Here is a 19,431-nt window from a genome sequence, read left to right on the forward strand (position 1 = left end):
GCGACTTATTTAATAGCGTGGCGTTAAAGTGAAAACATGCTAATAAGTAAATAGCCTATAGCACAAAAAACAGCAAACTCAATGCATGCTATGCCTATATTGTCCTGATGGTCGACCTCTAAAGCGGCATCAATATTGGGTAATGAAATTGCTTTTATTACAAAACTTAAACAATATAATAACACCCACATTACACCGCAATGCATTACCAGTGTAAATATATTTTCGACCATTTTTCCATTTTGAAAGGCCGCACTAGATAATCCTGCATACACGGCTAGGGCTAAACCTATTGATTTTCCTGCATATCTAATGCCAATAGAGGTGTTTTCAAGGTTAAAGTTACTTTGCAGTGAGGCACCTTGGTTTGCTTTAGCGAAGCGGTATTCACGGATTTTGCTATCTAGCGCAAACATCCCTTGTAGCGTAAAAAAGCTAACAAAAGCAATAAGTAAGTTACTAAACCCTTGTGCATGAGTCCAGGTATACAAGCCAAGTGCAATAATGCAGTTGGCTAATAACATACCAGAATCAACCAATGCAGCGCATACATTTTGCTTTAATATAGCAGCTTCTTCATTAAATCTATGTAATATCCACTTTCTATGAATTAAATGTCCGGCTTTTATAAATGTAAATAATAGAACAATTAAAATAACCACTTTTAATGGATTATGTTGTGCCGTACTCATACTTATTTCATCAAATAAAAACGCCATAGTGGCAATAACCACGGTAATTTCTGAGGCGAAACTAATCCCCATTGCAAAATTATCATGCTGCGCTAGTTCGTCTTTAAGTGCCTGTTTTGCTTTTATTTGAGCAACAATTCTAAGACTAAAAATAGTAATGCATATAACCGCAAAACTAATGGCAATCGCAACTAAACTAGTGTTAGATAATGATAAATATGACATGCTGATCCTAAGTAGAGATAACCTTTCTTGGTTTTAGTTATTCTAGTATGGTTAGCGCATATATAAAAGAGAGGATTGATGAGTAACAAAATGCAACTTCCTATTCAATTACAAAAACTTGGCTCAACACGCTTTGCACAGCTGTATCCGCAGCAACCTATACAAGAAGAAGTTGTAAAATTATGTGCTTTGAGCGACTTTGCTTTTCGTAGTTTAGAGTCGCAACCTCAATTAAAAGACTGGTTAGTAAACCCCGATGAGCAATTTAGCCGAGACGTGCCCGCGCCATTCGACGGTCTTGACTTGCAGCAGGTAGATGAAAACCAGTGCAATAAGATTTTAAGACAGTACCGAGAAAAATACTGGTTAAAAGTAGCGTACCTCGATTTGTGCTGCGATAACCCAATCAGTGACAGCATTAAATACATAAGCCTATTAGCTGATATGCTTATTAATAGTGCAAATAGATGGGCCCATGCGCAAACAGCAAAAACAGCAGGGGAGCCATTAGATGAGCAAGGTAACTCTTTGCCTTTAATGGTTTTAGGCATGGGTAAATTGGGCGGCCACGAGCTTAATTATTCATCAGATATAGATTTAATTTTTGCCTATCCGCGCAATGTACCGACCCAAGGTGGGCGTAAACGTATTGAAGCCCAAGTGTTTTACACCAAAGTAGCACAAAAACTGATTAATGCACTTAATCAAGTAACCGGTGATGGCCAAGTATTTAGGGTTGATATGCGCTTGCGCCCATTTGGTGAAAGTGGGCCTTTAGTGATGAGCTTTCACGCCATAGAAGATTACTACCAAGAGCAAGGGCGCGATTGGGAACGTTACGCCATGCTAAAAGGGCGGCTAATTGGCACACCCAATCAATATTGGGATGAGTTTATACAGCTTTTAAAACCCTTTGTTTATCGTCGATATATTGATTTTTCGGTGATTGAATCGCTCAGAAAAATGAAGCTTATGATAGCCCAAGAGGTTCGCCGAAAACGCCTGACCAACAATATAAAGCTAGGTGCTGGTGGCATTCGCGAGGTTGAATTTATTGTACAAGCTTTGCAAATGGTGCGTGGTGGGCGAGAAGCTAACTTACAAACCCAATCGTTACTGTACGCCTTAGAGCAGTTAACGTTAAACCAAGCGATGGATGAGCAAGAAGCGAATGAGCTAAAGCGCAACTACTTACACTTACGTAAAGTAGAGCAATATTTGCAAATTTTTGACGATCAACAAACACAAACCTTGCCCGATGATGAGCTTAATCAAGAGCGCTTAAATTACTTACTCGAGTCTGAAAGCTTTGACCATACCATGAGCGAGATTGAGCAGGTTATGGCCAAAATTCACGATGAATTTTTATTGGTGATAGGGGAGGAAACTGTTCCCCTTGATACCTGCGAAGGTGCGTTTATAAGTGCTTGGGATCATGGTGATGTTAGCTTTTTAAACGATATAAAAGAGCAATGGCAAGTGCCACTTCATGATTTTAAACAACGTTTGAGTAAGGTAAATATAGGGAATCGTGGGCGAGATATTCTCGACAAACTAATGCCTTTATTGCTTAAACAGCTCAGTGACTTTAATGCCAGTGGTGAAACATTTACCTTGGTATGCCAAATTTTAAATAAAATTGTATCGCGTACCGCTTACCTTGAATTACTGTACGAAAACCAAGGTGCGCTAAAGCAGCTTGTTTTATTATGTTGTCATAGTAAATGGATAGGGGAGCATATTTCCCGTTATCCTATTTTGCTTGATGAGCTAATAGACCCTGCTGCGCTTTACAAACCTACGCCGTTGAGCGCCTATAAAGATGAAATACGACAATATTTTTTGCGTATAGAACACGACGACCTAGAGCTACAAATGGAAGCGCTTAGGCAGTTTAAGCAAACACATCAATTACGTATTGCGGCTGCCGATGCAACTGGTGTGATTGATGTTATGAAAGTAAGCGATCACTTAACGGCTCTTGCCGAGGCTGTGGTAGACCAAGCCGTTAATATAGCGTGGTATAACACGGTTAAGCGCTTTGGCATGCCACCAAATACAGATGATGAGCACAAAGGCTTTGCCGTTATTGCGTACGGTAAAACGGGCGGCTTTGAAGTAGGCTACGACTCCGACTTAGATCTTGTGTTTGTGCATAATCACGACGGTAATAGCAGCACCAATGGCGATAAATCGATTACCTCACGACAGTTTTATTTAAAACTTGCACAGCGCTTAATGCACTTATTTAATACCCGTACCGCCTCGGGCATATTGTATGAGCTTGATACACGCCTGCGCCCTGAAGGCGCCTCTGGTTTATTGGCTATTAACTTAGAGAGCTTTAATCATTATCAGCAAACCCAAGCATGGACTTGGGAGCACCAAGCGCTTGTGCGCGCCCGCGTGATATTAGGCCAAGATGAGCTAAGAGCGCGCTTTGCACAAATTCGTAAAGAGATATTATGTGCCCCACGGGATGTAGATACACTCAAACAGGATGTGCTTAAAATGCGCGAAAAAATGCGCACGCACTTAGCTAAGGGAAACTCTGAGCAATTTGATTTAAAACAAGATGTAGGCGCCATGACCGACATTGAATTTATAACTCAATACCTAGTGCTCAAAAACGCAAATCAGTTTAGCCAGCTAACGGTGTTTTCCGATAATGTAAGAATACTCACAGACGCTTCCGCGATTGGTTGTATCACTAAAACCCAAAAGCAGCAGTTAATCCAGGCGTATATTGATTATCGCTCACGTTACCACGTTTTAAGCCTAAATCAGCAAGGTCGTTTGGTGTCGCGCAAGGAGTATCAAACCGATATAGAAAGTGTAACGGCATGCTGGAATACAATATTTGAACTAGGGCGTGCTGATCTTTGCGGATTGAAATTTGTTCAATCTAGGGACGATTAAATCGCGGCGCGAGGTGTGTAACCTAGTGGGCTCGATAACTGCTCCTGCGTTATTCTAATGACTTACATCCCTGTAAGAATAAGTAAAAACCGAGCAAAGCTTCCGCGTCCTGCTCACGCCCCTTACCTACATCCATGTAGGCAACAAAGAGTTTATCGCCCCTAGGCAGAACCCGAAGGGCAGCGCATGTTTGGCATTTATGCTGCGTTATCGCCTATTTATGTGGAATAACCACACTTCATAGGCTCTGTCTTGCCTAAAAACCAAACATGCTGCTGTAAATTCAACCATCAAAGTTCAACACGCCCTCGAAACATAAACACTAAAAACCCAAGCACAGGCTTGGGTTTTTATTATGTATGGTTTGGTTTATTTACGCTGCTAAGTATTAAGCTTTAAACAATTGCTGCGCACAAATTCAGAGGGCAGCTCAGTGATCACCGCTGCGCGCTGTTTGTGGCAAAGGTAGGTATACACTTCGTATTCAAAGTCATCATTAATTGCGCGGCCAACTTGATAAAGCGCTGAGGTAAAACTGCTATCAACCCTAAAATGATCTTTTACAACGTAGTCTTTACTCAAATACCAATATAATTGAATACCTTCGCTTTTAGCGTATTGGTTAAGTACGTCTTTTAACGTTGAGCCGTTTTCAAAGCGTCTTGGTGCACTTGTTCCTGTCCAGCTAGCAGGCATAGGGTCAACGGCTCTGCCGCGCTCTGCTAAAACACGATCAAGTGTTTGCTCTGGCTTTTTAAGTTGTAGTACAAACTTATCGCGCTCCCTATCGGATTTAACTTGGTTACGGATAGACGAATAAAAGCGTGAAAGCCCCTCGGCGGCTGCGTTTTTACTCTCTTTTATGTCAAACAATGGACCCGTACCAACTAACACATAGGTAGCTAGTAAGATTAATGCAACTGCTAGTATTAAATGCTTAACCCAAAACCACATAACTCATGCTCATTTATTATCATTATTTATTTATACCACTACTTTTTATAAAAAGAAGGGGTATTTTTATCAGGGCGTGTTTTAAAACGGCGGTGCAGCCACATGTATTGCTCAGGCGCAGCGTTAATTGATTGCTCAACGCGCTGATTTACACGTGTTACATCTGCTTTATCATCGCCGCTTGGGAAATTTTCTAGCTCAGGTACAATTTCTAAATGGTATTTACCGTGCTCATCACGACGACTAATTAGGCTCATGGTTTCGCAGTGTTTACTTGCTGCAAAAAGTAATGTACCTGTGGTTGTGGCTGTATCTGGCACTGCGTAAAAAGGCACAAATTCACAGCGGTTACGGCCGTAGTCTTGGTCGGGTAGGTAATAACACACCTTTTTATTTTTTAGTGACTTTAACAAGCCTTTTACGTCTTTTCGTCCAATTAAATACTCGTTAGAACGAAGGCGGCCATTGGTTGTAAAGTATTCCATGAGTGCATTGTTGTGTGGGCGGTAAAATCCCAGCCCTTGGCATTTGGTGCCCATAACACGACTCGCCATTTCTAAATGCAAAATATGCGGCACCAATAGCAATACGCCTTTACCCTGAGCCTGCACGCGCTCAAAGTGCTCTAATCCTTTAATAGAGCCATACGCTTTTTTAACGCGCCACTGCGGCCACCACCAAGCCATGCCAGTTTCAACCATGGCAATACCGGTGTTTTCCATGTTTTTTAGCACAAGCTGTTGTTGCTCGGCTTCGCTCATATCAGGAAAACACAGCTTTATATTAACCTCGGCAATATGGCGACGACGTTTCATAAATTTATGTACTAAGCGCCCTAATAACTTACCTAAGCTAAGCTGAATTTTTTGTGGCAACCACGAAATCAAATACAAAAAGAAAACGCCAATCCAAGTTAGCCAATAACGAGGGCCTAAAAACGAGGCTTTAAAAGGAGATGAGGTGACCACAAAATACTCTCTAAAATAAAAACGCTAGTTTAACGCTTAGTGTTATAAAATACAAAAAGCCAGCAATGGCTGGCTTTAAACGTTACTTTTTAACTTATTAGGCTTTTTTTAAGCCTTGGTTAATACCCAGTAAATCGGCACTTGTTAGTGTACCTGCAGCTTGCTTTAAGCGAAGCGTAGATAACACGTAACGATAGCGTACATCAGCTAGGTTACGTTTTGCATCATACAAGTTTTGCGTGCTTACAAGCACATCAACAATAGTACGCGTGCCTACTTCAAAACCAGCTTCTGTTGCTTTAAGCGCACTTTGGGCTGATACCACAGCTTGCTCTAGAGCTTTGTAAGTCGCGATGTCTGATACAACCTGGTTGTATGAGGTAATAACGGTACGCGTTACGGCGCGGTAATTTGTTTCGTAATCTTGGCTGGCTGAAACATAAAACGCACGGGCTTGTTTAGTTGCAGCTACGGTTGCGCCGCCTGTGTACAGAGGAACACTTAAATTAACGGCAACCGATGTTGAGTCGGCACGTGGTTGGTCGTTAAAGCTTAAACCATTTATATTTTGGTCAGTTAAAGAATCACCGTAGCTGGCATCAAGTGTTAGCTTTGGGTAGTGGCCAGCTTTAGCAAGCGTGATCTGATCTTTAGCAATATCAACCGTGACTTTAGCCACTTGTAAGCTGATATTATTGTTCTCAGCTACTTTTACAAAGTCAGTCGATTTTTTAACCGGTTTTACTGTTGAAAATGTTTCGGTGTTTAAAAAATCAAGTTTTGCGTGGTACTTACCGGTTATTTCACGCAGTTGCTCGCGTGCGGTTTCAACGGCATTACTGGCAATAATTTCTTGTGCTACTGAGTTATCGTATTGTGCTTGCGCTTCGTGAACATCTGTAATCGCTGTAAGGCCAACTGCGTAGCGCTGTTTTGTTTGCTCTAACTGGCGTTCAATGGCACGCTTTTCGGCTTGCACAAATTCAAGGTTATCAATGGCGCTTAATACGTTGAAATAGCCTTCAGCAACGCGCACAATTAAGTTTTGTTTTGCGTTATCGTATTGCGCATTGGCTTGCAGCGCTTGTTTTTCGGCAATATCGAGTGTATTCCATGCGCCTAAGTCGAATAAGGTTTGGCTTAAACTAACACCACGCGTGAATTGGTCGGTATCGCTGTTTATTTTAACTTGGTCAGCTAAATTACCGACGCTTTGAAAAGAGGTAGAATCGCTTTTTTCATAGCCCATGCTTACGCCAATTTGCGGCAGTAATGCACTCATTGCTAAATCGCTCTCGTAAGATTGCGCATCTGCTTGGGCTTTTGCTTTTAAAACGGTGGGATCGTTAGCAGTAGCAATTTCAAAAACTTGCATTAAATCTTCAGCACTTGCTGTGGTTGTGCCTAATGCGCACGACAAACTAACGAGCGCTGCAAGGATGTTCTTTTTCATGTTAGGTTCAGTCCTTAGACAAATTTTGTACTAAAAGCATGGTAACGTGTTTTGCTTAATAACTAAAAAAGAAATTAGTAAAACTGTATGTTCAAATGTAACAGAATATATTAACAAACTTTAATCGTTTAAATAAGCGGGATGTATAATATGGCAGATAAAAGCTTGGTTCAATTTACACATAAAGATGTGAGCTTAAAAGCAGTTAAAAGTCTGTATAATGGCTTTTTTAAGGTGGATATGTATGAGTTTGAGCATAGCCTGTTTAATGGTGGTACATCGCAACTTATAAAGCGCGAAATACTAGAGCGGGGCGATGCAATCGCTGTTCTACCTTATGATGTAACTACGCAAAGTGTACTTTTAATAGAGCAAATACGTATTGGCGCTATTAACAGCAAACACTCGCCCTGGCTGCTAGAATGTATTGCCGGTATGACCGATGGCAGTACCGATTACGAAGGGGTGGTAAAAAAAGAAGCCTATGAAGAGGCTGGGCTTGAGCTTACTGACCTTGAATTTATGCTCTCTTACCTTTCAAGTCCGGGCGGTACCACTGAGCGCTTACATTTATACTTAGCACGGGCAGATTTAAGCCAAGTACAAAGTGGTGTATATGGCCTTGAAAGCGAAGGTGAAGACATTAAAACCCATATTTTAAGCCTTGATGATGCGCTTTCGCGCCTCAATAACGGTGAAATAGATAACGCGGCAACGGTAATCTGTTTACAGTGGTTGGCGTTAAATCGTGAAAAAATAAGCAGTAAGTGGACATAATTTTAACTTTTTAATACGGCGGTACTTTGACAGCACTTTTAGCAACCCAACGATATATTCAGAGCCTCCCAAAGTACATGACGCTTTGCGAGCATAATTACGTACGTCTTTCAAAACTATTACCTAAAGAGCGCAGCGCTAATAGTGTGCGTAAAGTTAAATTAGGTCATAGTGAATTTGCCATTATCATTGACGATAGTGCTAAGTACACACTGGATATTTCTATCAAACAGCTAACAGGGATGGTTAAAGGCGTTTCTCCTTTGTATTTAACAGTAAGGCTTTATCAAGATGCAAAAGTGGCTGAAATTATTCACCACGATTACCATCAACGGATAAAGCCATCTTATGGTTATCCAAATCCTAAAATGCACCAAAAAGATGAAAAGTATCAACTTAATGCATTTTTATATGACTGGTTAGTAGCCTGTGTAGAGCATGGCCGAGCAGTACTAAACTGGGATATAAACAATGGCTTGGTTTGATGAGCATTATCACTTTAACCGCTCATCGCTGCGTGTTGCGCATATAACCGATAGCCATTTATTTGCCGACCCTAACGCAGAGTACTTTAACGTAAACACCGCCGCGCATTTTGCACACGCATTAGCGCACATGGCCACGCAGTCATTAGATGCGGTTATATTTGGTGGTGATTTAACACAAGATCATAGTTTTGACTCTTATTTATTATTTGCCGAGCTTCTTAATAACGCTGATTTGACCTGCCCAGTATTTTGGGTACCAGGCAATCATGATGAGATTGCCATGCTTAATCGCATCAGTGGTGGGCAAATAGTGTCAGCTAAACGCATAATCGCACAAGGATTTGAGCTGCTACTTATAAACTCAAAAGGCCCTACACCTGCAGGGTGGGTGTCTAGCGAGCACTTAAATGAAATCGCGGATTGTTTAGCAAGTTCGCAATCGCAGCATGTGGTGTTTTGTCATCACAACCCGCTTGCTATTAATGGCTATCTTGATAAACACATGCTTGAAAACGGCCCGCAATTATTAAACGTGTTAGTTAATAGTGCTAATGTAGCGGCGTTGCTGCACGGTCATGTGCATAATCACTATACGCAAACTTTTAGAGAGCTGAGTATTTATGCAACGCCCGCCAGTTCGGTGCAATTTACAAAAAATTGCCCGCAATGGCAGCAAGAAAACCACGGCCCCGCTTATCGAATGTTGCATTTAACTACACAGGACAATGCTTTAACAGTTAAAACGGATGTTGTATGGTTAAACGCGTAATTTATATTCATGGCTTTAATAGTTCTGAAAAATCATATAAAGCTGTGCGCTTTGGCGAGCTTATGGCAAACTATGACGTTGACTATTGCGTACCGCGTTTAAATCACGAGCCCTTACAAGCTATTTTACAGCTTGAGCATTTATTAACGCCAGATACCGCGTTACTTGGGAGCTCACTAGGTGGGTTTTATGCCACCTACTTGTCGCAGCGTTATAACCTGCGAGCAGCATTAATAAACCCAGCAGTAGCACCGTTTAACTTATTAGCGCCGCTTATTGGCCACAATTATAATCCGTATCAAGATTATCATTATGAGTTAAATACCAGCCACATGGATGCTTTAAAAGCATTGTATGTGCCTAAATTAACATCCCCCGAATTGCTCTATTTGTTGCAGCAAACGGGAGATGAAGTGTTAAATTATCAACACGCAGTAAATTATTTTTCACAATGCAAACAGTTAGTTGAGTTTGGTGGCGATCACAGCTTTGTTGGTTTTGAACGCACCTTAGATAGTATTGTAGAGTTTCTTAAATTACCTAAAACAAATTAGCCTAAGCGCATATAAAGATAAAAATTATGAGTCAGCAAAATTATAACGCCGAAGCCATTGAGGTTCTCAATGGATTAGAGCCGGTAAAACGCCGCCCTGGTATGTATACCGACACGGTACGTCCAAACCATTTAGGCCAAGAGGTTATCGATAACAGTGTCGATGAAGCCATGGCGGGCCATGCCACTAAAATTGATGTGATCTTACACGAAGATAACTCTCTTGAAGTTATAGACGATGGCCGTGGTATGCCTATAGATATTCACCCTGAGGAAGGTATTCCTGGGGTGGAGCTGATTTTTACCAAGCTGCATGCAGGTGGTAAATTCTCTAACAAAAACTATCAGTTTTCGGGCGGTTTACACGGGGTAGGTATTTCGGTTGTAAATGCGTTATCGCACCGTGTTGAAGTAACGGTAAGGCGCGACGCTCAACAATTTAGAATGGCCTTTGAAAATGGCGATAAAGTTGAAGACTTAAATGTCATTGGCACTGTTGGTAAGCGCAACACTGGTACAACCGTTCGATTTTGGCCCGACGCGAGTTACTTTGACTCAGCTAACTTTTCAATTACTAAATTAAACCACCTATTAAAAGCTAAAGCGGTTTTATGCCCAGGCTTGCGCATTAAGTTTGTTAATAAGCAAACTAAAGAAACTCAAGAATGGTTTTACGAAACAGGCTTAAAGGATTACTTAATTGAAGCTGTTAAAGGCTTTGAAGTACTGCCAAAAGACCCATTTGTAGGCGAGTTTTCAAGCTCGATTGAAGGGGCTGATTGGGCTGTTGTATGGCAACCTGAGGGCGGTGAGTCGATTGCTGAGAGCTATGTAAACCTTATTCCTACCGCACAAGGTGGTACACACGTAAATGGTTTGCGCCAAGGCTTACTTGAAGCAATGCGCGAATTTTGTGAATTTAGAAACTTATTACCGCGTGGCGTAAAGCTTACCCCAGATGATATTTGGGAGCGCTGTAGCTATGTGTTATCGGTAAAAATGCAAGACCCACAATTTGCTGGTCAAACTAAAGAAAAGCTTTCTTCTCGCTCATGTGCAGCGTTTGTATCGGGTGTGGTTAAAGACTCATTTAGCTTATGGTTAAACGAGCACACAGACACTGCAGAATTGCTTGCTGAACTGTGTATTTCAAATGCACAGCGCCGATTGCGAGCGGCTAAAAAAGTAGTGCGTAAACGCGTTACCTCAGGCCCTGCGTTACCCGGTAAACTAACCGACTGCAGTGCAGCCGATAACGACCGTACAGAACTATTTTTGGTAGAGGGTGACTCAGCAGGTGGCTCGGCTAAGCAGGCACGCGATCGTGAGTTTCAGGCAATAATGCCACTGCGCGGTAAAATTTTGAATACGTGGGAAGTTGAATCAGGGCAAATATTAGCCTCGCAAGAGGTGCATGATATTTCGGTGGCGCTGGGTATTGACCCAGACTCAACTGATTTAACCGGCCTGCGTTATAATAAAATTTGTATATTGGCCGATGCTGACTCGGATGGACTACACATTGCCACCTTATTGTGTGCTTTGTTTGTGCGTCATTTTCCGCAACTGGTTAAAACAGGACATGTATACGTAGCTATGCCACCGCTGTTTAGAATCGACATTGGTAAAGAGGTGTATTACGCCCTCGATGAAGATGAAAAAACAGGTATTTTGGCCCGCATAGAAGCAGAGAAAAAGCGCGGTAAAGTAAACGTGCAACGATTTAAAGGGCTGGGCGAAATGAACCCGCTGCAGCTGCGCGAAACGACAATGGACCCAAATACTCGCCGCTTAGTGCAACTTACGCTAGATGAAGAAGAGCAAACATTAGAAATGATGGATATGCTACTTGCTAAAAAGCGCTCGTCAGACAGACGCCAGTGGCTAGAAGATCACGGTAATAAAGCACAGGTATAATAGGCTTGTGTTTAACACTTGGAGAGGCAAATGAATAAAATACTAGGAAGTTTATTATTGCTTGGCTTAACAACAGCCCCAGCAATGGCAAAAGACATACTAGACAAACTCACCGTAGCACCTGGGTTTGAGGTAAGCTTATTTGCTGATGATGTTGAAAATGCACGCCAAATAGCAGTATCAAAAAAAGGCATTGTTTACGCAGGTTCGCGCAAAGCAGGAAATGTGTATGCGTTAATCGATCATAACAGTGATGGCGTAGCAGATAAAAAAATGGTGATTGCTGAGGGGCTAAACATGCCCTCTGGTTTAGCAATTAAAGATGGCGACTTATACGTAGGTGAAGTACACCGTATTATTCGCTTTAAAAACGTAGACACGCAGTTAAAAGACCCTAAATTTGACGTGGTTTACAACGCGTTGCCATCGGATCGTCACCACGGGTGGAAGTTTTTACGCTTTGCACCCACCGGAGAGCTTATTATTCCGGTTGGTGTTCCGTGTAATATATGCGCCGAAGATGAGCGTTACGGGCGTATTTTTGCACTTGATGTAGAAACCAAACAAATTAAAACAATAGCCCAAGGGGTACGCAACTCAGTGGGGTTTGACTTTCATCCAAGCACGCAAGCATTATGGTTTAGTGATAATGGCCGCGACATGATGGGTGATGATATTCCACCTGATGAAATTAACCGCGTAAGTAAAGAAAACGAGCATTTTGGTTTTCCTTATGTTCACGCCGGTGCCATTGTAGATCCTGAGTTTGGTAAAGGTAAAAACATTAGCGACTACAGCCCGCCAGCGCTTGCGCTAGGAGCTCACGTTGCGCCACTTGGCATTCATTTTTATACCGGTAAACAGTTCCCGGGCTCTTACAAAGAGCAGCTATTTGTTGCTGAACATGGCTCGTGGAATCGTACTAAAAAATCAGGTTATAAAGTGGCTGTAGCCAATGTAGAGCAAGGGCGTATTACTAAATACACGCCATTTATTACCGGCTTTATGCATAACGAAACAACCTTTGGACGCCCAGTTGCATTTGCACAATTAAATGACGGCAGTCTGCTAATAAGCGACGATTACGCAAACGTGATCTACCGCGTAAGCTATAAGAAAAACTAGGTAAGCTTTAATGAGTGATACAGATACCTTGCTAATGCAAGGAATTGAACAACAAACAATGGGGCGTTTTACTGAAGACGCCTACTTAAATTACTCTATGTACGTAATTATGGACCGTGCATTACCGCATGTTGGTGATGGTTTAAAACCGGTTCAACGTCGTATTATTTATGCTATGAGCGAGCTGGGTTTATCGGCCGCTGCTAAATATAAAAAATCGGCTCGTACGGTAGGTGATGTATTAGGTAAATACCACCCGCATGGCGACAGTGCCTGTTACGAGGCTATGGTATTAATGGCACAGCCGTTTTCTTACCGTTACCCATTAGTCGATGGGCAAGGTAACTGGGGGGCAGCAGATGACCCTAAATCGTTTGCAGCAATGCGTTATACCGAAGCACGCTTATCAAAGTTCTCTGAGGTATTACTTAAAGAGCTAGGGCAAGGCACCGTTGATTGGACGCCAAACTTTGACGGCACCATGGACGAGCCATTAGTGTTACCGGCGCGCTTACCGCATATTTTGTTAAATGGCGTAACGGGTATTGCAGTAGGTATGGCAACCGATATTCCACCACATAATGTGCGTGAAGTAGCCAGTGCCTGTTGTTTATTACTTGATAAGCCTAAAACCGAGCTTGATGAGTTACTTGAGCTTGTACACGCACCTGATTATCCAACCGACGCTGAAATAATTACCCCAAAAGCCGATATTCATAAAATATACAAAACCGGCCGAGGCTCAATTAAAATGCGCGCGGTGTATACTGAAGAGCATGGCGATATTGTTATTACGGCGCTACCGCATCAGTGTTCAGGGGCTAAGGTACTTGAGCAAATCGCGGCGCAAATGAATGCTAAAAAGCTGCCAATGGTCGCTGATTTACGAGATGAGTCTGATCACGAAAATCCAACCCGTATTGTGATTGTACCGCGTTCAAACCGCATTAAAGCTGAGCCGTTAATGGCGCACTTATTTGCCACCACCGACCTTGAAAAAAACTACCGTGTAAACTTAAACATGCTAGGCCTTGATGGCCGCCCGCAAGTAAAAGACCTACGCAGTATTTTATCTGAGTGGCTAACGTTTAGACGCGAAACAGTACGTAGGCGCTTACAGCACCGTTTAGATAAAGTACTGGCACGATTGCATATTTTAGAAGGTTTACTTGCTGCCTTTTTAAATATTGATGAAGTAATTGAAATTATTCGCACAGAAGATAAACCAAAACCTGTGTTGATGGAGCGCTTTGATTTAACCGATACTCAAGCCGAAGCCATTTTAGAATTAAAACTTCGTCATTTAGCAAAACTAGAAGAATTTAAAATACGTGGCGAGCAAGATGAGCTGGCCAAAGAACGTGACAAGTTAGAGCAAACGCTTGGCTCAGACCGTCGTATGTCAACGCTTCTTAAAAAAGAAATTCAAGAAGCGGCCGACATGTATGGCGACGATCGCCGCTCACCTGTTATTGAGCGCGTAGAAGCTAAAGCACTGAGTGAAAAAGATTTAATTCCTTCAGAGTCGGTAACAGTCGTGCTTTCTGATAAAGGCTGGGCACGTGTTGGTAAAGGCCATGACATTGACGTAGAAGGGCTTAATTACCGTGCTGGCGATGAATACAAAGCCTCCGCTAAGGGTAAGAGTAATCAGCCTGCGGTATTTTTAGACTCAGCAGGGCGTGCATTTGCAACCGATGCACACAGCTTGCCATCGGCACGTAGCCAAGGCGAGCCAATGACTGGGCGCTTTAACCTCACCACAGGGGCTAATTTTGAGCACGTGGTAATGGGTGAAGATAATCAAGTGCTACTTATGGCCTCTGACGCGGGTTATGGTTTTATTACTGACTTTAAAGACCTAGTAAGTAAAAATAAAAACGGTAAAGCCTTGGTGAGCGTGCCTAAGGGCGGAATTTTACTCTCACCAATCAGAGTAAATGATGTAGCAACCGATTACTGCATGGCCATTTCGAACGAAGGACGCATGCTGTTGTTCCCACTGCGCGACTTACCAAAACTGGGTAAAGGTAAAGGCAATAAAATTATCTCTATACCAGGGGCTAAAGTGCAAGCACGTGAAGAGTTTGTCAAAGTGCTTGCGGTGGTACCACAAGGCAGTAGCGTTACCCTTCATGCTGGTAAACGAAAGCTAACGCTTAAACCGAGTGACCTGGAGCATTATCATGGTGAGCGCGGGCGTAGAGGTAATAAGTTACCGCGAGGCCTACAGCGTGTTGATGAAGCAGTGGTGGAGTTTACGCCGGCAGATGAGCAAAATGATGACACATTAGCCGAAGAATAAACCCGAAATATAAACCTCTAACGGCCTGCTTTTGCAGGCCGTTTTTGTTTATCCTGTATTTTTCAGCTTACAGCTGTTCGCTATTGTCTCGTGATCGTCATAAAATCACGTTATAATAGTGAAATATGCGCGGCTTATAGCGCATTGCACACACATTTTGGAGAGAAGTTTGTTAGCTGTTATACGTATTTTAATTATGGTGCTGTTTATATTTTTCAGCTGCGTGTTTGGGTTGTTATTGTCGATTGTGAGACCGTTTCACCCTAATAATGTGCATGTGATAGCCGGCTGGTTTGGCTCAATGGCTAAAATGTTAGGGGTTAAACTTGTCCTTAAACGCCACCCTGATGCGCTCAATACTGGCCCTGCGGTTTACCTATCAAACCATCAAAACAATTACGATTTATTTACTGTATCGGCTATGGTGCCTAAAAACTGCGTTAGCTTAGGCAAAAAAAGCTTAAAGTGGATCCCATTTTTTGGACAACTTTACTGGTTGTCGGGCAACATATTGATTGATAGAGCTAATCGCTCAAAAGCGGCAGGTACAATTTCAAAAGCCGCTGAAAAAATTAAACAAAAAGGCCTATCTATTTGGGTATTTCCCGAAGGTACAAGAAGCTATGGCCGAGGTTTACTGCCATTTAAAACCGGTGCATTTCACACCGCTTTAAGCGCAGATGTACCCATAGTGCCGGTATGTATGAGCACAACTGATAAAACTATTAAGCTAAACCGCTGGGATAATGGTACAATTTACATTGAAATGTTAGCGCCTATATCACTTGATAAAAAAGTGAGTGCCCGTGAACAGGCCACCCAAGTGCATAGTATTATGGCTGCTAAAATAACTGAATTAGATGCTCAAGCGAGAGATAAATAATGGAAAACTGGCGTGAAATAAGTGAAGACATCGTAAGTTCACTACTTGAAGATGGCTCTGATCCTGAAATACTTTATGAAGTTGAGCATCATTTTGTATGCGAAGATTTTAGCAAATTAGAGCAAGCGGCACTGGCTGCCTTTAAATTAGGCTACGATGTTGAAGAACCGGCAGAGCTTGAGCTAGAAGATGGCAGCAAAATTTGGAGCTTTGATATTGTAGTCGAAGCTGAGCTAGACGTTGAAGTTATAATGGAAGACGTTGATAAACTTGCAGCGCTAGCTGTTGAGTGTGACGTTGAATACGACGGTTGGGGCACTTACTTTCAAGAGTAAGGCGTTAGCTAGTTGATAAAGGCGAGCATTTATATATGCTCGCTTTTTTTGTGCACAGAGTAAACATGACTCTTTAAATCGCAGCCTATTTTCAGATATTAATTCATTTTTAGTGTAGTGGCGCATTAATACCCCCTTTATTTTGCCTTATTTAACGGCAAAAATTTAATACTTTTCGTGTTACCAATTTTATTTTTGTTATAACCAATTATTATCTTTCATATAAAAAACTTAATTCTCCTTAATTTATTCATTAAAAGTTAAGCTTGTTCATATTTCTATTGGTAATAGGGCTTATTTCGACGTACTACTTATTCATTAAATTGAAAAAATATTTTTATTTATTGCTAACCTGTCCCTAATATATAACCTGTTGAATAGTTATAACTATTTACAAGTTGTAAATGCAATATTTAATAAAACTAATACTTATTTGCTATTACATCCTCTGTTGACATATTGGTAACAAAAAATATAGCCTTTATCTCGCCATATGGCATTAATATTGGTAAGGCCAATTTAAGGGTTTTAGATTGATTTTTGTAACCCGAGTGTTCTTGCCAAATCTATTCATACACAAAAATAGAAACCTGTTTACACAGGGTGATCTAAGTTTTAGTGACTGACACAAAACTAGGTAGTTAGGTTATTTTTATATTCAGGTTTAAAGGAATAAAGATAATGATTAACCATAAAAAACTGTTTTTTTACAGCGCAATTGCGACAAGTTCAGCGCTATCTCATGCTGCAACAATTAATAATGCAGGCTTTGAAAGTGGCTTTAGTAACTGGAACGAAACCGACCCAGCCGCTATTTCTTCAGATGCTTACAGTGGCTCAAAATCGTTAAAAATTCAGGGCAGTCCAGCACGGGTTTATCAAGTGGTAGATATACAGCCTAACACTGAATACACCCTAAGTGCTTATGTGCTGGGTAAAGGGCAAATTGGTGTAAACGATTTAAATGGTTTATTTAAAAACCAAACCTTTAATGTTTCTTCGTGGACTAAAGTAACAAAAACATTTACCTCAGCAAACACCAATTCACTTCAGGTTTTTGCTAAACATTACAACAACACCAGCGATGTAAGGTTTGATAATTTTGCCTTGGTTGAGGGCAGCGGCAGTAATGATGGTGGCTCAGATAGCGGCAGCGATAACTCAAATGGTTCAACAATTCCTAGCAGCATAACCAGTGGTAGCATTTTTGATTTAGAAGGTGATAACCCAAATCCTCTCGTTGACGATAGCACCTTAGTGTTTGTGCCGTTAGAGGCACAACATATTACGCCTAATGGTAATGGCTGGCGTCATGAGTATAAGGTTAAAGAAAGTTTACGCGTTGCTATGACTCAAACCTATGAAGTGTTCGAAGCTACGGTAAAAGTTGAGATGTCTGATGGCGGAAAAACAATTATATCGCAGCACCATGCTAGCGATACCGGGACTATATCTAAAGTGTATGTGTCGGATACTGATGAATCGGGCTTTAATGATAGCGTAGCGAACAACGGAATTTTTGATGTGTACGTACGTTTACGTAATACCAGCGGTAATGAAGAAAAATTTGCTTTGGGTACAATGACCAGCGGTGAGACATTTAACTTGCGGGTAGTTAATAACTACGGCGATGTAGAGGTTACGGCATTCGGTAACTCGTTCGGTATACCGGTAGAGGATGATTCGCAGTCATACTTTAAGTTTGGTAACTACCTGCAATCGCAAGACCCATACACATTAGATAAATGTGGTGAGGCCGGAAACTCTAACTCGTTTAAAAACTGTTTTGAGGATTTAGGCATTACAGAGTCAAAAGTGACGATGACCAATGTGAGTTATACGCGCGAAACTAATTAATTAGTGACTTATTATGGCCACTCAATTGAGTGGCCATAATAAAAAAACTTTATTTTATAACCATTTTTTATTTTTAAAGTACACGCCAATACCGCCAGTAAGCACAATTAAAAAAATCACAAATGCACTAAATGCATAAGGGTTTTCGGTACCAGGTATGCCACCTACATTTACCCCTAAAAGGCCCGTTAAAAAGCCCAGTGGTAAAAAAAGCGCAGCCACAACCGACATTACATACATGCGTTGATTTAATTGCTCAGACACCTGGTTAGTAATGGTTTGCTGAATAATTTGCGCACGCTCTATGGCGCTATCTAGCTCTTCTAAATAACGAATAAGTAAGTTAGTGGTTTCGTTTAGCTTTGCTTTATCTTCATCTAAAAGCCAGGGGTAATGGTTATTTACCATTAAACTCAACGCTTCTTTTTGCGGTTTTAAGTAACGCTTTAAGGCAATAGTTTGACGGCGTAGTTGAGATAAACCTTGGTTATCAAACTTTTTACTTGGCTCGTCTATTTCTTCTTCAAATTCATCCAGGGTTTCATCAAGCGTATCAATGACACTTTGCATGCGTGATGTCAGTTTTTGCGTAATAGAGCCGACCAACTCTGATATTGAGCATGGGCCGTGGCCAGCATTAAGCTCTGCTAATATATCTTGAATCGAAAGTAAGCGACGTTTGCGCGTTGTGATAACCACAGATTCGCTAATAAATAAACGAATTGACACCATGTCCTCAGGGCTTTGCGCTGGGTTTAAATTTACACCACGCAAAAACAGCATATGGCCATTGGTACTAGGTGTTAAGCGAGGGCGAGTTTCATCAGCAATAAGCGAATCAAGCTCAAAGTCGGTAAGGTGAGCCTGGCTTTTAAGCCACGTTACTGCCTCGCTTTGGCTGTAGTCCATATGTATCCACAGTTTACCTTGGCTAGGGTGCCAGTTATTTAAATCGCGGGTGTTTTCTATGGCGTGCGCGCCGCCTTTTTCATCAAGCACCAGTGCATGCAGTAAACCATTAATCATATTTTAAACTCATATAATAGTGTATTTTTAATACAGTTAACTATAGTGTATCTGCATAGTGCTTTACAAACTTACCTTAACTTTTAATAAGTTAGCGTTAAGGTAAAACCTATATGCAGGCTTTAATTGCTAAATAAGGCACTAAACAGCAAGGCGCGCATTGTGTGATTAGTTCCTATAAAAGA

16 protein-coding genes are annotated in these 19,431 nt (G+C 41.5%); 11 read left to right on the plus strand and 5 right to left on the minus strand.

The genetic code is table 11. From position 1 onward, the window contains the following. Positions 1-23: 23 nt before the first annotated feature. Positions 24-917, minus strand: coding sequence for a DUF350 domain-containing protein (locus PSH41_RS09540; protein ID WP_024031545.1), 894 nt, complete (start codon positions 915-917; stop codon positions 24-26). 78 nt (positions 918-995) lie between these two features. On the opposite strand from PSH41_RS09540, the gene glnE reads away from it, so the two are divergent. Then, on the plus strand, positions 996-3,836 hold the full coding sequence (gene glnE / locus PSH41_RS09545; RefSeq protein ID WP_273588906.1) for a bifunctional [glutamate--ammonia ligase]-adenylyl-L-tyrosine phosphorylase/[glutamate--ammonia-ligase] adenylyltransferase: 2,841 nt from the start codon (positions 996-998) through the stop codon (positions 3,834-3,836). A 381-nt stretch (positions 3,837-4,217) separates the two neighbouring features. Here the strand turns inward: glnE and PSH41_RS09550 are convergent, their stop codons facing one another. The 3 genes from PSH41_RS09550 to tolC form a co-directional block, all read right to left on the minus strand. Then, positions 4,218-4,790 carry a toxin co-regulated pilus biosynthesis Q family protein gene (locus PSH41_RS09550; RefSeq protein WP_024031547.1) on the minus strand — a complete coding sequence of 191 codons (573 nt, stop codon included), beginning with the start codon at positions 4,788-4,790 and terminating at the stop codon, positions 4,218-4,220. Between the two features lie 38 nt (positions 4,791-4,828). Beyond that, the gene (gene lpxL / locus PSH41_RS09555; protein ID WP_054983765.1) at positions 4,829-5,758 is read right to left on the minus strand and encodes an LpxL/LpxP family Kdo(2)-lipid IV(A) lauroyl/palmitoleoyl acyltransferase; all 930 of its coding nucleotides are present in this window, start codon (positions 5,756-5,758) and stop codon (positions 4,829-4,831) included. Positions 5,759-5,855: 97 nt separating this feature from the next. Further along, positions 5,856-7,211 carry an outer membrane channel protein TolC gene (gene tolC, locus PSH41_RS09560; RefSeq protein WP_248532584.1) on the minus strand — a complete coding sequence of 452 codons (1,356 nt, stop codon included), beginning with the start codon at positions 7,209-7,211 and terminating at the stop codon, positions 5,856-5,858. A 150-nt stretch (positions 7,212-7,361) separates the two neighbouring features. Here tolC and PSH41_RS09565 point away from each other — a divergent pair, with 150 nt between their 5' ends. The 10 genes from PSH41_RS09565 to PSH41_RS09610 all read left to right on the plus strand — a co-directional run bounded on the left by PSH41_RS09565 (position 7,362) and on the right by PSH41_RS09610 (position 18,220). Further along, entirely contained in the window at positions 7,362-7,988 is a 627-nt protein-coding gene (locus PSH41_RS09565; RefSeq protein ID WP_004587962.1) for an NUDIX domain-containing protein, read from the plus strand. A 26-nt stretch (positions 7,989-8,014) separates the two neighbouring features. Further along, positions 8,015-8,473 carry a DUF1249 domain-containing protein gene (locus PSH41_RS09570; RefSeq protein ID WP_024031550.1) on the plus strand — a complete coding sequence of 153 codons (459 nt, stop codon included), beginning with the start codon at positions 8,015-8,017 and terminating at the stop codon, positions 8,471-8,473. After that, complete coding sequence (locus PSH41_RS09575) at positions 8,460-9,245, plus strand: metallophosphoesterase (protein ID WP_273588907.1); 786 nt, start codon at positions 8,460-8,462, stop codon at positions 9,243-9,245. The genes PSH41_RS09570 and PSH41_RS09575 overlap by 14 nt, the downstream gene beginning before the upstream one ends. Further along, positions 9,230-9,799, plus strand: a complete 570-nt coding sequence (locus PSH41_RS09580) for a YqiA/YcfP family alpha/beta fold hydrolase (RefSeq protein ID WP_004587965.1) — start codon at positions 9,230-9,232, stop codon at positions 9,797-9,799. The genes PSH41_RS09575 and PSH41_RS09580 overlap by 16 nt, the downstream gene beginning before the upstream one ends. 26 nt (positions 9,800-9,825) lie before the next feature. Next, positions 9,826-11,715: a DNA topoisomerase IV subunit B gene (gene parE / locus PSH41_RS09585; protein WP_055254871.1), complete on the plus strand. Its 1,890-nt coding sequence runs from the start codon at positions 9,826-9,828 to the stop codon at positions 11,713-11,715. A 30-nt stretch (positions 11,716-11,745) separates the two neighbouring features. Then, positions 11,746-12,840 (plus strand): PQQ-dependent sugar dehydrogenase, encoded by a 1,095-nt coding sequence (locus PSH41_RS09590; RefSeq protein ID WP_004587967.1) that lies wholly within the window; start codon positions 11,746-11,748, stop codon positions 12,838-12,840. 10 nt (positions 12,841-12,850) lie between these two features. Beyond that, positions 12,851-15,145 (plus strand): DNA topoisomerase IV subunit A, encoded by a 2,295-nt coding sequence (gene parC, locus PSH41_RS09595; RefSeq protein WP_248442690.1) that lies wholly within the window; start codon positions 12,851-12,853, stop codon positions 15,143-15,145. Positions 15,146-15,314: 169 nt separating this feature from the next. Next, entirely contained in the window at positions 15,315-16,028 is a 714-nt protein-coding gene (locus PSH41_RS09600) for a 1-acylglycerol-3-phosphate O-acyltransferase (RefSeq protein WP_273588908.1), read from the plus strand. Continuing rightward, complete coding sequence (gene rraB, locus PSH41_RS09605) at positions 16,028-16,363, plus strand: ribonuclease E inhibitor RraB (RefSeq protein WP_004587970.1); 336 nt, start codon at positions 16,028-16,030, stop codon at positions 16,361-16,363. The genes PSH41_RS09600 and rraB overlap by 1 nt, the downstream gene beginning before the upstream one ends. Positions 16,364-17,044: 681 nt before the next feature. Next, complete coding sequence (locus tag PSH41_RS09610; protein ID WP_273588909.1) at positions 17,045-18,220, plus strand: polysaccharide lyase family 7 protein; 1,176 nt, start codon at positions 17,045-17,047, stop codon at positions 18,218-18,220. A gap of 54 nt (positions 18,221-18,274) precedes the next feature. Here PSH41_RS09610 and PSH41_RS09615 read toward each other — a convergent pair whose 3' ends face one another. Next, positions 18,275-19,246 carry a zinc transporter ZntB gene (locus PSH41_RS09615; protein WP_029772374.1) on the minus strand — a complete coding sequence of 324 codons (972 nt, stop codon included), beginning with the start codon at positions 19,244-19,246 and terminating at the stop codon, positions 18,275-18,277. Between the last annotated feature and the right edge of the window lie 185 nt (positions 19,247-19,431).

It is taken from the genome of Pseudoalteromonas sp. CST2 (assembly GCF_028599385.1).
In the GTDB taxonomy this organism is placed as follows: domain Bacteria; phylum Pseudomonadota; class Gammaproteobacteria; order Enterobacterales; family Alteromonadaceae; genus Pseudoalteromonas; species Pseudoalteromonas atlantica.

Bases quoted from the DNA above. Each gene is read 5' to 3' on its own strand.
- PSH41_RS09540 (WP_024031545.1), bottom strand. From the start codon at position 917: ATGTCATATTTATCATTATCTAACACTAGTTTAGTTGCGATTGCCATT.
- tolC (WP_248532584.1), bottom strand. From the start codon at position 7,211: ATGAAAAAGAACATCCTTGCAGCGCTCGTTAGTTTGTCGTGCGCATTA.
- PSH41_RS09590 (WP_004587967.1), top strand. From the start codon at position 11,746: ATGAATAAAATACTAGGAAGTTTATTATTGCTTGGCTTAACAACAGCC.
- PSH41_RS09580 (WP_004587965.1), top strand. From the start codon at position 9,230: ATGGTTAAACGCGTAATTTATATTCATGGCTTTAATAGTTCTGAAAAA.
- glnE (WP_273588906.1), top strand. From the start codon at position 996: ATGAGTAACAAAATGCAACTTCCTATTCAATTACAAAAACTTGGCTCA.
- PSH41_RS09615 (WP_029772374.1), bottom strand. From the start codon at position 19,246: ATGATTAATGGTTTACTGCATGCACTGGTGCTTGATGAAAAAGGCGGC.
- PSH41_RS09550 (WP_024031547.1), bottom strand. From the start codon at position 4,790: ATGTGGTTTTGGGTTAAGCATTTAATACTAGCAGTTGCATTAATCTTA.
- rraB (WP_004587970.1), top strand. From the start codon at position 16,028: ATGGAAAACTGGCGTGAAATAAGTGAAGACATCGTAAGTTCACTACTT.
- PSH41_RS09575 (WP_273588907.1), top strand. From the start codon at position 8,460: ATGGCTTGGTTTGATGAGCATTATCACTTTAACCGCTCATCGCTGCGT.
- parC (WP_248442690.1), top strand. From the start codon at position 12,851: ATGAGTGATACAGATACCTTGCTAATGCAAGGAATTGAACAACAAACA.
- PSH41_RS09610 (WP_273588909.1), top strand. From the start codon at position 17,045: ATGATTAACCATAAAAAACTGTTTTTTTACAGCGCAATTGCGACAAGT.
- parE (WP_055254871.1), top strand. From the start codon at position 9,826: ATGAGTCAGCAAAATTATAACGCCGAAGCCATTGAGGTTCTCAATGGA.
- PSH41_RS09565 (WP_004587962.1), top strand. From the start codon at position 7,362: ATGGCAGATAAAAGCTTGGTTCAATTTACACATAAAGATGTGAGCTTA.